This is a genomic window from Pseudomonas sp. C6002 (assembly GCF_013385805.1).
Taxonomy (GTDB): Bacteria; Pseudomonadota; Gammaproteobacteria; order Pseudomonadales; family Pseudomonadaceae; genus Aquipseudomonas.
The window spans coordinates 1-13,315 of the sequence record NZ_JACAPH010000021.1; the positions used below are offsets into that span (position 1 = coordinate 1).

Annotated in this window: 12 protein-coding genes and 1 pseudogene; 8 read left to right on the forward strand and 5 right to left on the reverse strand. The window is 60.3% G+C overall.

Annotation, left to right across the window (positions count from 1 at the left end; genetic code table 11):
- Positions 1-1,352, forward strand: a 1,352-nt coding sequence (locus HX817_RS13855; protein WP_177040391.1) for an RNase A-like domain-containing protein, incomplete at its 5' end; no start/stop codon positions are given.
- Complete coding sequence (locus HX817_RS13860; protein WP_134326170.1) at positions 1,349-1,651, forward strand: contact-dependent growth inhibition system immunity protein; 303 nt, start codon at positions 1,349-1,351, stop codon at positions 1,649-1,651. The genes HX817_RS13855 and HX817_RS13860, both read left to right, overlap by 4 nt.
- 60 nt (positions 1,652-1,711) lie before the next feature.
- On the opposite strand, the gene feaR is transcribed toward HX817_RS13860, so the two are convergent.
- From feaR to HX817_RS13875, 3 genes are all read right to left on the reverse strand, one after another.
- On the reverse strand, positions 1,712-2,665 hold the full coding sequence (gene feaR / locus HX817_RS13865; RefSeq protein ID WP_102368612.1) for a transcriptional regulator FeaR: 954 nt from the start codon (positions 2,663-2,665) through the stop codon (positions 1,712-1,714).
- 117 nt (positions 2,666-2,782) lie between these two features.
- Positions 2,783-3,367 (reverse strand): DUF3156 family protein, encoded by a 585-nt coding sequence (locus tag HX817_RS13870; protein ID WP_003219899.1) that lies wholly within the window; start codon positions 3,365-3,367, stop codon positions 2,783-2,785.
- On the reverse strand, positions 3,348-4,847 hold the full coding sequence (locus tag HX817_RS13875; protein ID WP_003219898.1) for an APC family permease: 1,500 nt from the start codon (positions 4,845-4,847) through the stop codon (positions 3,348-3,350). The genes HX817_RS13870 and HX817_RS13875 overlap by 20 nt, the downstream gene beginning before the upstream one ends.
- 216 nt (positions 4,848-5,063) lie before the next feature.
- Here HX817_RS13875 and HX817_RS13880 point away from each other — a divergent pair, with 216 nt between their 5' ends.
- Positions 5,064-6,392 carry a hypothetical protein gene (locus tag HX817_RS13880; RefSeq protein WP_177040392.1) on the forward strand — a complete coding sequence of 443 codons (1,329 nt, stop codon included), beginning with the start codon at positions 5,064-5,066 and terminating at the stop codon, positions 6,390-6,392.
- Positions 6,393-6,565: 173 nt separating this feature from the next.
- Here HX817_RS13880 and HX817_RS13885 read toward each other — a convergent pair.
- Positions 6,566-7,042, reverse strand: a pseudogene (locus HX817_RS13885) (flavin reductase family protein); the annotation flags it as partial.
- Positions 7,043-7,101: 59 nt separating this feature from the next.
- The gene (locus tag HX817_RS13890; RefSeq protein ID WP_087694959.1) at positions 7,102-8,271 is read right to left on the reverse strand and encodes a p-hydroxyphenylacetate 3-hydroxylase oxygenase component; all 1,170 of its coding nucleotides are present in this window, start codon (positions 8,269-8,271) and stop codon (positions 7,102-7,104) included.
- 229 nt (positions 8,272-8,500) lie between these two features.
- Between HX817_RS13890 and HX817_RS13895 the strand changes: the two genes are divergently transcribed.
- The 5 genes from HX817_RS13895 to HX817_RS13915 all read left to right on the forward strand — a co-directional run bounded on the left by HX817_RS13895 (position 8,501) and on the right by HX817_RS13915 (position 13,276).
- On the forward strand, positions 8,501-9,988 hold the full coding sequence (locus HX817_RS13895; RefSeq protein ID WP_008431196.1) for an aldehyde dehydrogenase family protein: 1,488 nt from the start codon (positions 8,501-8,503) through the stop codon (positions 9,986-9,988).
- A 320-nt stretch (positions 9,989-10,308) separates the two neighbouring features.
- The gene (locus HX817_RS13900; protein ID WP_177040393.1) at positions 10,309-10,845 is read left to right on the forward strand and encodes a DUF3833 domain-containing protein; all 537 of its coding nucleotides are present in this window, start codon (positions 10,309-10,311) and stop codon (positions 10,843-10,845) included.
- A 17-nt stretch (positions 10,846-10,862) separates the two neighbouring features.
- A complete protein-coding gene (locus HX817_RS13905; RefSeq protein WP_102606191.1) occupies positions 10,863-11,168 on the forward strand; it encodes a DUF6482 family protein in 306 nt (101 codons plus the stop codon).
- On the forward strand, positions 11,165-12,706 hold the full coding sequence (locus HX817_RS13910) for a cryptochrome/photolyase family protein (protein ID WP_177040394.1): 1,542 nt from the start codon (positions 11,165-11,167) through the stop codon (positions 12,704-12,706). The genes HX817_RS13905 and HX817_RS13910 overlap by 4 nt, the downstream gene beginning before the upstream one ends.
- A 105-nt stretch (positions 12,707-12,811) precedes the next feature.
- Positions 12,812-13,276: a hypothetical protein gene (locus tag HX817_RS13915; RefSeq protein ID WP_008431185.1), complete on the forward strand. Its 465-nt coding sequence runs from the start codon at positions 12,812-12,814 to the stop codon at positions 13,274-13,276.
- Positions 13,277-13,315 lie beyond the last annotated feature (39 nt).

The window sequence follows — 13,315 nt, forward strand, 5'->3', positions numbered from 1 at the left end:
AGGGCCGCCTGCACGCCCACGCGATCACTCAACAGGAACAACGCTACCAGCGCCGCCAATACGACTACGACAAACGCGGCAACCTGACCCGCATCCTCGACACCCGCAAAGGCCAGCACGACTACCACTACGACCCGCTCGACCGCCTGACTCGCGCCAACCACTCGCACGACCTGCAGGAACGCTTCTTCCACGACCCGGCGGGCAACCTGCTGATGCAAGACCGCGTCGGTCCGAGCGTCGTCAAAGGCAATCGCCTGTTGATGCAAGGTGACCGCCATTACGACTACGACGCTTTCGGCAACCTCCTGCGGGAACGCCGGGGTCGGGCGCAGCAGTTAGTTACCGAATACAGTTACGACTGTCAGCATCGCCTGATCAGCGTCACCCAACCGGACGGCACCCAGGCCAGTTATCGCTACGACCCGTTTGGTCGGCGTATCGCCAAAACGATAAAAAGCCAAACCACCGAGTTCTTCTGGCAAGGCGACACGCTGATTGCCGAACACAGTGCTGATCACCACCAGAGCTACCTCTACGAACCCAACAGTTTTCGCCCGTTAGCGCTGCTGAAAGGCTACGGCCCGGAAGACGCAAAACCCTTCCACTACCAACTCGACCACCTCGGCACCCCACAAGAACTCACCGCCCCCGACGGCGAAATTGTCTGGTCAGCGCACTACCGCGCCTACGGCCAAATCGCGAAGCTGGACGTCAACACCGTTACCAACCCGCTGCGCTTCCAGGGCCAATACTTCGACCCGGAAAGCGGGCTGCACTACAACCGTCATCGCTACTACAATCCGGACATTGGCCGCTACCTGACGCCTGATCCGGTGAAACTGGCGGGCGGGCTGAACGGATACCAGTACGTGCCCAACCCGACGGGGTGGGTGGATCCGTTGGGGTTGAGCTGTAAAGCTACAGCCTGCCCAGGCCAAATAGTCGCCGATGGGCCTTACAGCGAAATTGTTCCTGGTGGAGGTTTAGCTGCTCACGAAGCTGCCGGAGGACATTTGATGCAAAAGCACATTGGTAGAACTGACCAACAACTGGCAACACGTCTTAAAAATGAGCCTCATGTGCCCACGGCATCTACCTTCCCTGATCGCGCGACAGCCGAGTCAGCAATATCAAGCGTGATAGCAAGCAACAAAACTAAAATAAATTCGTTTGTTAAAGGAAAAGACAAAAAAATTGTTATTACTCAAAAGTCTCCTCAGCCAGTTGGAACTAGCCTGAAGCGAGGTGCAAAAAAAACCGTCCCCGGACGGGAGATTTACCTGATTTTGTTCAAAGATAAAAGCATGCCCAATGGCTATAGAATTCAGACCGGATATCCGAATCCATGAATAACGATTATTCACAACTGCAGCAACTTCTCGCGGGTTACTTCAATCAAGATTGGGTTGATGAGTTTGATAGTGCGGACAATGTGATTCTCAGCTTTATAGCTGAATCCTCAGCAGAAACTTTTAAAGCTGCACACCTCGAGTTAAAAGCTCTTTTACATGCCAACAAGACGGAGCAAGCGTTACAGCATCTTTTGTTCTCAGATATTGGCTGTGGCTACTATTATCCTCACGATTGGAAAAGCGGGAAATTGTGGCTGGAGCACATTGACGCGCTTTTGAGCCAAAGAGGCGAATAACTTCGATCTCTTAAGATATTTATAATAAAGAAGGTGCTCGGAAAGCCCCTTCTTCCTCCCCTACCCCACCTGCTGCAACCGCCCAGCCCGAAAATCCTTCGGCGACACTTCAAACTGCTTCTTGAACGAGCGACTAAAGTGCGCCGAATCCGTAAACCCCCACTTATACGCAATCGACGTAATCGACTCACTGCGCAAAAACGGGTTGGTCAGATCATCCGCACTGCGCTTCAACCGCGCCCGCTGGATATACCGGCACACGCTGTCATCCTGTTCCTCAAACAACCGGTACAAATGCCGCACCGAGATATTCAACCGACTCGCCAACCCCACCGGGCTAAGCCCTGGCTGGGTCAATGACTCATCAATCACCTTCTGCACATAGCTGCGCAGATTGCTGCCCTGCAACCCGCCACAATCATCGCGCTCATCGTCTTCCTGCTCAAACGCCGACCCCAGCAGCGAGATAAACGCCGACTGCAACGCCTGCCCCTCCCCGACCGCGCCTTCGCCGTTCAGTGCGTCTTTGCACAGTTGATCCATCAACACATGCAACATGCGCCCGCAGGCTTTGCTCGAGGAGATTTTGCCGAAGGTCTTGGGCTGGTTGCCGAACTGTTTGCACACCTCTGCGCGGGACAAGGACAGGGACGCGTGTTCGATGAGCCCGAACGGGGTGATGTCGATGGAGCCCACCGAGTCCATCAATAACAGTTCGCCGGGGGCAAGCTGGAAGCTCTGGCCGTTTTGGGTGATCTGGCAGTAGCCGCTGCGCTGGCTGACGAGGAAGCAGTGTTGGTCGTCATCGTGGTCGGCGCGGGCCTTGGGGCGCTTGATCAGGCCGGCGTTAGTGCGCAGGCTGGCCAGGGGCAAACCGCCGCGAGAAAAGGTGCTGATGCTGCCGATGAACAGCGAGCGGTTGAAGGCCAGTTCTGTGTCGAAGTGACCGCAAACCGCGCGCAGATCCCGGGTCCAGAGGTCCAGCCCGTCTTGCCCAATCTGTTGCATGCTCATGGTTGTTTCCACCTTGGCTTTTTGTTTTTGTCGGGCAATAGTTAACATGTTATCTATATGCGCGCAACAAGTACGTGTCTGCCAAGGTGGTTGCACTATTGATGCCAAATACTATGGTCAGTGGGCCTGCAAGGCGCGCTGGAAACCGTTCAAGGCGTCCAGCAGCCAGGCGCGTTGAACACTGCTCAATGCGATGTAGCGACGGAACGCCGGCATGCGGTTGACCACCTCGCTGCCGCCCATATGCTCAAGCCGCACACACCACTGGTGATCCACCAGGTCGATGCGCAGGCGCTTGAAGTCCAGCGGCATCAAGGCGCGATGCAAGGCGCTGCCCTCCTGCAATTGCGTGTGCAAAATGCCTGAAACCTCCTTGTCGCCCGACCGCTGTCGACAGCGGATTCCGGTGCGTCGAACGGCCCCGGTGTGGTGCAGTTCGAAGCTCGCCGTGCCCTGCTGCGAGGCAGGGATGCGCAGTACGAATTCGGTCATCACCAGGTGCATCAACAGCTGCGACTCGGTGCGCTCGACGATCTCCAGTTGCAGCCCGAGATTGTCCAGGGAAACCCGGGCCGTCGTCGGTCCACACACCTCATAACCGGCCAGGCCGAGGTTACGCCGCAGGTGTTCCAGCGTGACGCCGGGTCGATACCCGGCAGGCGCGCGCCGGGCGCTGAACAGCTCAGACAGTTTTTGCAGCATGGCTGATATACCCGTTGTGCGGCTGACCCGGCTCATGGGCGAACTCCTTGGCCAACACCTCTTCCACCGAGGCGGGCTTGAATGGATTGACCTTCTGCACAACCAGCGTCCAGAACAACGCGTACGCCGCCGTGCACCCGAGCATCACGCCAAAGGGAATGTAGATGTCGGCGGGGTTCATGCCCGGCGGGGTGATAAACCACATGCCCAGCAGGATGCCGATGCTCGACAGAATCTGCGGCAGCGGAAAGAACGGCGAACGGTAGGCGCGAGGCAGATCCGGACGGCGAATCCGCAGGATCACCACCGACAGCGTCACCAGCAGATAAGCAAAGCTCCAGGCACACACGGCCGCCAGCACCAGGTGCATGATGTTGTCGGTGTTGCCGCCCAGGTACAGCGCGTGCAGGCACGGAATCAGCATCGCCACCAGGATGCACAGCAACGGTGTCTTGAAGCGCGGGTGCAGGTAGGTGAAGACCTTGGGCAACGCGCCGTCGACCGCCATGCCGTACAGGATCCGTGGCACACCGGCCATCAAGGTGTTGATGGTCGCAGCACCGGCAAACAGGAAGCCGATGCCCAGCCACATCGGGCCGATACTGCCCATCACCTGCTCGGCGAATTTCGGGATGGCCATCGGCGTATCCAGCAGGTGCACGCCGCCCGCCGCGTCGATCAATACGTTTTCCACCTGGCGTTTCATGGCCGCGCCATAGATGAACATGCACGTGGCCACCCCCAGCAGCCCCAGCACCATCGCCTTGGGCATCACCTTGGCCGAGTTGCGCAGGTCCGGCGCCAGCGGCGTGACGAATTCGCAGCCGACGAACATGAACATCGCCATGCCCACCAGCGACAGGATGGTAATCAGGTCGGTACCGACCAGGGATTCACCAAACCAGCCGTCCAGCTGCACCGCCGGGGCTGCGATCAGGCCCAGCACGCCAAACACCATCAAGGTGGTCCACATGCCGAAAGTGAGGATGATCTCGGCCCGGCCGAACGCGCTGACGCCAAACGCATTGAGCACCCCGAACACAATCACGAAGCCCACTCCCAGCAACCACGAACCGCCGGCGGATTCCGCCAGGGTGTTGAGGTGCTCGAAATTCACCAGCGCCATCACGCCGGAGAGGATGGTTTCGGCGGTGCCGGCAAACACATGCACGATCAGGTACGCCGACAAGGTGCCGGTGATCGCAAAGAACCGGCCCATGCCGCAATTGATGTAGTCGTAGACCGAGCCGGTGGTGGGCAGGATCGAGGCGGCTTCGGCGAAGGTGGTTGCCTGGGCCAGCATCATCACCACCGCGATCAACATCGCCACCGCAAAGGCGCTGCCGCCGATGCCAAACCCCATGGTCGCGGTGAGGATCACCGGGCTGGCCATGATCAAGCCAATGGTGCTCGCCAGCGCGGTTGGAAAGCCCACCGTGCCGCGTTTCAAATGTTCGGTGAGCCGGTCGTTGATCGACATGGTGCAGATCCTCAAGAAGCGGATTTTTAGAAGTATTGGCACTCTGCGCCCGCCCTGGCTGATCGTCTTGCTCCTGGCTGCCGCCGGTTTTGTTGCTGCCTGCCACTGCTGCGCCACTGGCGGCCTGGGACAATTTCCTGGCACGCAGGGGAAAGACTTGGCCCGGTGGCGCTCGCCCTAATGCTCCCTCAATTCACCTTGTTGGGGACTATAACAATGCAGCACACACAACAAACCCGTCACCTGTACAGGGCCATCAGCCTGGGCATCGCGCTGATGATCATCGACTCATCGGCCCAGGCGTTCGAGCTGTATGCCGATGACGACACTCAGGTCACCGGCAACTTCCTGGCGGTGTACGGGATGTTCAACAGCCGTAAGAACTACGACGGCACCACCGGCGGTTCCACCTGGCGTGAAGGTTTTATCAAGTATGGCTTGAGCGTCGACCAGCGCTTCGGCGCCCTGGGCAGCGTGTATGGCACGGCCAACCTGGTCAGCTCGGGCACCTGGGGTGATGGCGATGCGTCGGGCGTGACCACCGGCAGCGAGCGCACCACCAAGTTCGACGAAGCCTTCGCCGGCTGGCGCTCGGGGGAACTGTTTCCGGCACTGGGCAAGGATGGTGTGGACCTGTCGTTCGGCCGCCAGGTCATCATGCTCGGCGACGGTTTCATCATCAACGATGACGGCCCGAACTTCGGCAAGGGCGTGGATGACGGCAAGTTCAACCGGGGCGGCGCCTACTACATCGCCGCTCGGCATGCCTTCGATCAAACCGCAGTGCTACGCCTGGGTGGCAAGGACGGCGTGCATGGCAGCGTAATGTGGATCAAGTCCGACAACCGCGCCCAGGCCAACACTGAAATGGCCGCCGGCACCCTGGACTACACCGCCGCGCCCGGCACCCTGGGGTTGACCTATATCCACGGCATCAGCGTCGACGACCGTTATGCCAATGACCTGCAAAAACAGCGCGCCGGGATGAACATCTACAGCCTGCGGGGCGCCGGTAATGCCGGGATCGAGAACGCGCACTTTTCCTTTGAATACGCCTGGCAGGACAAGGACGCCGGCCCGGAAAAGGCCTGGTACGCCGAAGGCGGTTATACCTTCGCCGCGCTGCCGTGGTCGCCGGACCTGACCTACCGCTACAGCCGCTATTCGAAAAACTGGGATGCGATGTTTTCGGGCTTCAACCGTGGCTACGGCACCTGGGTGCAGGGCGAGGTGGCCGGCAATTATTCGGGGCCGTTCAATACCAATACTGAGGTGCAGCATGTGGCGTTGAAGGTCAAGCCGCTGGACAGCGTCACCCTGGGCGCGCTGTTCTTCGACTACAAGACGTTGAGCAAGGGCGGCATGCTCAACCTTGATGGGCGCGAACTGGACCTGTACGCGGAGTGGGCGGTGAACGAACACCTGATCGTCACGCCGCTGCTGGGTTTGTACAAGCCCAACAAGGATGAGAGCAACGGCGGCAACCAGGTGGGTGGCAATGGCACCAATCTCTATAGCCAAGTCACCGTGGCCGTGCCGTTCTAACACAGGTGCAATGAGCTACCGAGATCACATGTGGGAGCGGGCTTGCTCGCGAAAGCGGTGTGTCAGTCGCCAGATGTATTGGCTGACACTCCGCATTCGCGAGCAAGCCCGCTCCCACATTGAACCTGCTTCAGCCTTCGATAGAGGTGTTCGCCCTACGGTTGCCGCTCCTCGATCCGCGCATACGCCCCCTGGTGATAGAGCAACGGCGCACGACCAAAATCATCGAAAGCCACCACCTTGCCAATCATGATCCAGTGATCGCCACCATCCACCTGCTGGTACTTCTCGCAGTGAAACCGCGCCGAGCAATCAGCGAAGACCGGCGAACCGCCCTCCCCGGGCTCGAATTCGATTTCGGCAAAGCGATCGTCCCTGGGCCGGGCGAAGTTGTTCGACAGGTGAATCTGATCGGCCGCCAGCACGTTGACCGCAAAATGGCTGGCCTGCTCGAACACCTCGTGGCTGTTGGAGCGTTTGTCGATGCTCCACAGCACCAGCGGCGGGTCCAGGGACACCGAGTTGAAGCTGTTGGCGGTGACACCCACTTTGCGCCCGCTGGCATCAGCGGCGGTGACCACCGTGACGCCGGTGGCAAAGTTGCCCAGGGCCCGGCGAAAGGCCCGTGGGTCGAAACTGTTATCTGACATGCAAGACTCCCGGACTGCATCAACGCGCAGTCCTGATGGTTGTGATGGCCGGGTCGGCGTCAAATCATGCTCGGATCAGGCTCGAGCCCCATCAGCTCACGCCCCAGGATCTGCGCGCACACGTCGTAATCGGTGTACGCATGGGCGCCGGTCATATGGGAATCGCGGAACAGACGCTGCATCTCGTTGTGCTCGAACCACGCATTGCCACCGGCGGCCTCGAACAAGCGGTCCACCGCCTGGATGCACATCTTGGTGGCGTACGCCTGGTTGGTACGCCAGAACGCCAGGGTCTCGCGGCTCGGGTAACGGTGCTGTTCGCTGTGTTCGGCGTGTTCCTGCCAGGTCTTTTCCAGGAACGCCCGGGCGGCGGCCACCTGGTGTGTCGACTCGGCCAGGCGCATCAACGCCGGAGTCGCCGCCCCCACTGCCGCGCCGGTGTAGGCACGTACGCGGGTCCTGGTTTTTTCGCGGAATACTTCGAGCATGCGCTCGGCCACGCCCAGGCTCACGGTGGAGAAACCGCTGGCGAAATACGGGCGATACGGCGAGTAGAAAATCTTGCTGTCGGGGTACAGACCGAAGCCGGCGGACTTGCCTTCCATCATGTCCTTGGCTTTCTGGATGCGGTGTTCTGGCACCCGCACGTTGTCGATGATCAGGGTCTTGGTGCCGCTGCCTTTCATGCCGGCGGCGAACCAGTCATCGCGAATCTGATAGTCGCTGCGCGGCAGTACCGCGAAGCAATAGTCCTGGGTGCCCTCGGCGTTTTTACGGCGGAAGCCGACAATCGCCCACTCGGCATGATCGCAACCGCTGCTCCAGCCCATTTCACCGCTGAACAGCACACCGCCCTCAACTTCTTCAGTGCGGCCAAACGGCGCGATGCTGCTGCTGGCGGTGGCATTCGGGTTATCGCCCCAGACTTCCTGCTGCAACTTGGCGGGAAACAACGCCAGTTGATGGCTGTGGGTGCACAACAGGCTCATGGCCCACGCGGTGCTGGCACAGGCGCCGGCCAGCAACGCGATGCAGTCGGCAAACTGCGGCAGGGAGATTTCCATGCCGCCAAAGGGTTTGGGTTGAAAGGCACGGTGCATGCCGATGCTCTTGAGCAGCGCAATGTTCTCGTCGGGAACCTTGCGGTCCTGCTCGGCCTGGAAGGCGTTGGCAGCGATGGTCGGCAGAATCGCCTTGAGATCTTCGAGGAGCGGGTTTGGCTTTTTCATGGACGGCCCTGCTTATTATTGGATGTCCGGCTGGCGTTCAAACTCAACGAACGACGCTGGATGTGGGGCCAGTATGGGGCGGGCGCCCCCCCCCGGAAAATGCACCTTCCACAGCCAAGATTGCACTTTCCACAGGCCTGGCAGCCACAGACATATCGCCCGGCAGGCACGGACAAGCCTGGCCCGGCGGCGCTGGTTACCCTCGGGCTTTTGCGAGCAGGAAAATCCCATGAGCGATATTGCGCTGCTGCCTGAAGTCCAGGCCTTCCTCCGTCGAAGCCATGCCTTGTTTATCGACGGCGGGTACGTCCAAAGCCATTCCGGCCAGGCTCTGGAAGTGATCAACCCGGCCACCGGCGAGGTGATCGCCCAGGTTGCCGATGCGGACCTGGCCGATATCGACACAGCGGTGGAATCGTCCCGGCGTGGCTTCCGGCAATGGTCCCAGGTCGCCCCTGCCATTCGCGGCAATGTGCTGCTGAAACTCGCCGACCTGCTGGAGCAACACCGCGAAGCACTGGCGCAGATCGAAACCTGCCAGTCGGGCAAGATCATCCAGATTTCCCGGGCCTTCGAGGTCGATCAGGCGGCGCACTTCCTGCGTTACTACGCCGGCTGGGCCACCAAGATCAGCGGCCAGACCCTTACCCCGTCACTGCCCTCCTTCGCCGGCGAACGCTACACCGCGTTTACCCTGCGCGAACCGGTGGGCGTGGTAGTGGGCATCGTGCCGTGGAATTTCTCGACCATGATCGCCATCTGGAAACTCGCCTCGGCACTGGTGACCGGCTGCAGCATCATCATCAAGCCCAGCGAGTTCACCCCGCTGACCATCCTGCGCATCGCCGAACTGGCCATCGACGCCGGCCTGCCGGCGGGCGTGCTGAACGTGTTGACCGGTGGCGGCCACGTGGGCAAAGGCCTGGTGGAGCACCCGGGCACCGACAAGGTCTCGTTTACCGGCTCGGTGCCCACCGGCATCGCCGTGGGCCGCAGTGCCATGGGCGCCGGGTTGACCCGGGCGACCCTGGAACTGGGCGGCAAAAACTCCGCCGGGTTCCTGCGGGATGTGGACCTCGACAAAGCGGTCAACGGCATCATCGAAGCCGGCTTCCTGCACTCCGGGCAAATCTGCGCGGCCGCCGAACGCTTCTTCGCCCACCGCTCGCAGATCGAGCCGATCATGGACAAACTGGCGCAACGCCTGGGCCGGTTGAACATCGGCTCGCCGCTGGACGAGCGCACCGAATTCGGCCCGGTGACCAACCGCCAGCACCAACAGAAACTCGAATGGTTTTTCGCCAAGGCCCGGGCCGAGAACAATACGATTGTCCACGGCGGCAAGCTGATCGACGGGCCGGGGTGCTATGTGGAGCCGACAGTAATTCTCGCCAACACGATCCACGACACCCTGCTCAACGAAGAGACCTTCGGCCCGATCGCCACGTTTTTCCCCTACGACACCGAGGATGAGCTGCTGGAACTGATGAACAACACGCCTTACGGCCTGAGCGCCAGCCTCTGGACCAATGATCTGAGCAAGGCCCTGCGCATGGTGCCGGCGATCAACGCGGGGACGGTGTGGGTGAACATGCACACGATGCTCGACCCGGCGGTGCCGTTTGGCGGCAACAAGTCTTCGGGGGTGGGACGGGAGTTTGGCGGGGCGTTCATCGAGGATTACACCGAGCTCAAGTCGGTGATGATTCGCTACTGACCGGCATGCGGAGCGCCGGCCGGCTTGAGTGTGTTGATCGTTCCCACGCTCTGCGTGGGAATGCATACCGTGACGCTCCGCGTCACCATTGCGCGAGGCGTCAATGCGGCGGTGCCAGCGGGACGCGGAGCGTCCGAGGCGGCATTCCCACGCAGAGCGTGGGAACGATCATCTGCACCTGGTCCCCTGAGGCTGCATATACCCGCCATAAATGGGCAGGCCGGTAGCCGGTAACATCCTGGTAATGCGCTAAATACCTGTACAATTTTATTATTTTGTACAAGTATCAGCAGTATCAAACCCTCTCGGGGAGAACCGCAATGACCCGTCTATTGGTTTCGCTGGCCCTGGTGTTGGGCCTGAGCAGTTGTGGCAGCGTGGATGTAAAACACTATGCCGACCAGCAACCGCAACTGGACCTGGTGAGCTTCTTCAGCAAGCCCGTCAAGGCCTGGGGCATCTTCGAGAAACGCTCGGGTGAAGTGGCCAAGCGTTTCGAGGTGAATATCGCCAGCCGCCGCGAGGGTGAAAACCTGATTCTCGATGAGCGCTTTCTATACAGCGATGGTACTCGCCAGCAACGTGTCTGGACCCTCACCCCGGACGGCCCCACCCGCTGGCGCGGACGGGCCGGTGATGTGGTGGGCGAGGCCAGGGGCGAAGTGGCGGGCAACGCACTGCGCTGGCGCTACGTCCTGAACCTGCCGGTTGATGGATCCGTCTACGAAGTGAGCCTCGACGATTGGATGTACCTGATGGACGAAGACACGTTGATCAACCGCTCCAGCATGTCCAAGTTGGGTGTGGAAGTCGGCCAGGTGACGTTGTTCTTCCGTCGCCAGTCTTCACAACCCTGACCGCTAAGGAGTGAACCATGAACCTGCAAGCCCTGACCAAACTGGCCACCCAAGGCGCTGTACGCGAAATGGAACTGCTGTCGCTGGAAGGTGGTTTCTATCTGGCGCGCGTAACGCTGGACCACGGCCAGTTCACGCTGCTGGACGAGTCGGCGAAGCCCCTGCACTTTCGCTCCGTCAATCACTTGCGTGACGTGTTGCAGGCGGTCCCTGCGTTTCCCTGCACCCTGGTGCATCAGTGCGTGCATGACGAAATGTGCGGCCGGCGAGAAGGCGCTATCGAGCCACTGCGAACGCCATTTTCCCTGGAAGCGCCGTGGTGACCAAGGCAGTTCGAAACCTGTGCCTGGTGCTGGGCGACCAGTTGTCGTTTGACCTGGCCTCACTGGATGGGCTGGACAGCCAGCGCGATGCGGTCTTGATGGTCGAGGTCATGGAGGAAGCCAGCCATGTGCCCCACCATCCGCAAAAAATCGTCCTGGTCTTCAGCGCCATGCGCCATTTTGCCCAGGCGTTGCAGCAGCGTGGTATCCGGGTGCAGTACGTCGCCCTGGACGACCCGCAAAACACCGGCTCGGTACCCGGCGAGTTAAGGCGCTGGCAATCGCTGATGCAACCCCGGGAAATACACCTGACCGAATGCGGTGACTGGCGCCTTGAGCAATCCCTGAAGGACTGCGGTTTGCCGATCCAGTGGCATGCCGACCACCGATTCCTGTGCGGCCGTGACGAGTTCGCGGCTTGGGCCAGCGGTAAAAAACAGCTGCGCATGGAGTACTTCTACCGGGAGATGCGCCGCAAGAGCGGGCTCTTGCTCAACGGTGACGGTACGCCAGTGGGCGGTGCCTGGAACTTTGATGCGGACAACCGCAAGGCATTGCCCAAGGGCACCAAGGCGCCCTACCCGGCGCGCTTCACCTCGGACTCGATCACCCAGGACGTGCTGGCGCTGGTAGGTAAACACTTCAGCAGCCACTACGGTTCCCTCGACACCTTCGATTACCCCGTGACCCACGCCGACGCGCAGGCCCTCTGGAACTACTTTCTGGACTATGGCCTGGCGGGTTTCGGCGACTACCAGGACGCCATGGCCAGCGACGAGCCGTTCCTGTTTCACGCCCGTATCAGCGCAGCGCTGAACATCGGCCTGCTGGACCTGCGCCAGCTGTGCAGCGATGTGGAGGCGGCCTATTGGTCGGGCAGCATCGGGCTGAACGCTGGCGAAGGGTTTATCCGCCAACTGATTGGCTGGCGTGAGTACGTACGCGGCGTGTACTGGCTGAAGATGCCCGACTATGCCGCCGGCAATGCATTCGGCAACAGCCGCCCGCTGCCGGAGTTCTACTGGACGGGCGAGACGCAAATGAACTGCATGCGCCAGGCGATCGGCCAAAGCCTGAAACATGCCTATGCCCATCACATCCAGCGGCTGATGGTCACCGGCAATTTCGCCCTGCTGGCCGGCATCGTGCCCAGCCAGATATGCGAGTGGTACCTGGCGATCTACATGGACGCGTTCGACTGGGTCGAGCTGCCCAACACCCTGGGCATGGTGATGCATGCCGATGGCGGTTACCTGGGTTCCAAGCCTTATTGCGCGAGCGGCCAATATATAAAGCGCATGTCGGACTACTGCCGAGGCTGTGCGTACAAAGTCACGGAAAGTACCGCTGACAATGCCTGCCCGTTCAATGCGCTTTATTGGCACTTCCTGATGCGCCACGGCGACCTGCTGCGGGGCAATCAGCGCATGGCCATGCTCTATAAAAATCTCGACCGCATGCCTGAATCCAAGCAGGACGCGCTGTGGCAACGGGGCCAGAGGCTGCTGGCCAAGTTGGATGCGGGTGAAACGCTGTGAAATTTTCCGGCCGCTGCGAATTGTTGTGAAGCCGGTGATAAATGGCCAATTGCCCATGCTAACGTCGGCTTCGATGTCATCCAATTCATTGAGGGAGCAGCGCCGATGTCTACTACCGTAACACCCGCCGGTGGCGGACCGACCACTCAAAAAGCCTCGACGTCGGTATTCGACGACAAGTTGAATATTTCCAAGTCGAGCAAGGTGATCGCCGATTACATGCGCCAGTCGGGCAAGTCGGCCATTACCAAGCAAGAGCTTTCACAGTTGGCCAGCAATGCCTCGGGCAAGGTGCCCGCCGATGTGAGCGCTGCGGCCCAGTACATGGAGCGCCATCCCGACGTGTTCACCGCGATCGAAACCCATGATGTGGCCGGTGCCGATAACTTTTCCGGGGTGTGGAACTTCGACTGGGCAGCCAACGGTGGGCTCAACGGCACGGCGACCGATGCCATCGCCAAGATGCAGGACACCTTTGATTTCGCGATCGCCAAGTCGGCGCAGATCACCGAGATCAGCACCGGCAAAAAGGCCGAGCTGGACTCGACCAAACAGCGGCCGCAGAACTAAATTTCCAGCTGCTACAAAAATCCAGTGTGGGAGCTGGCT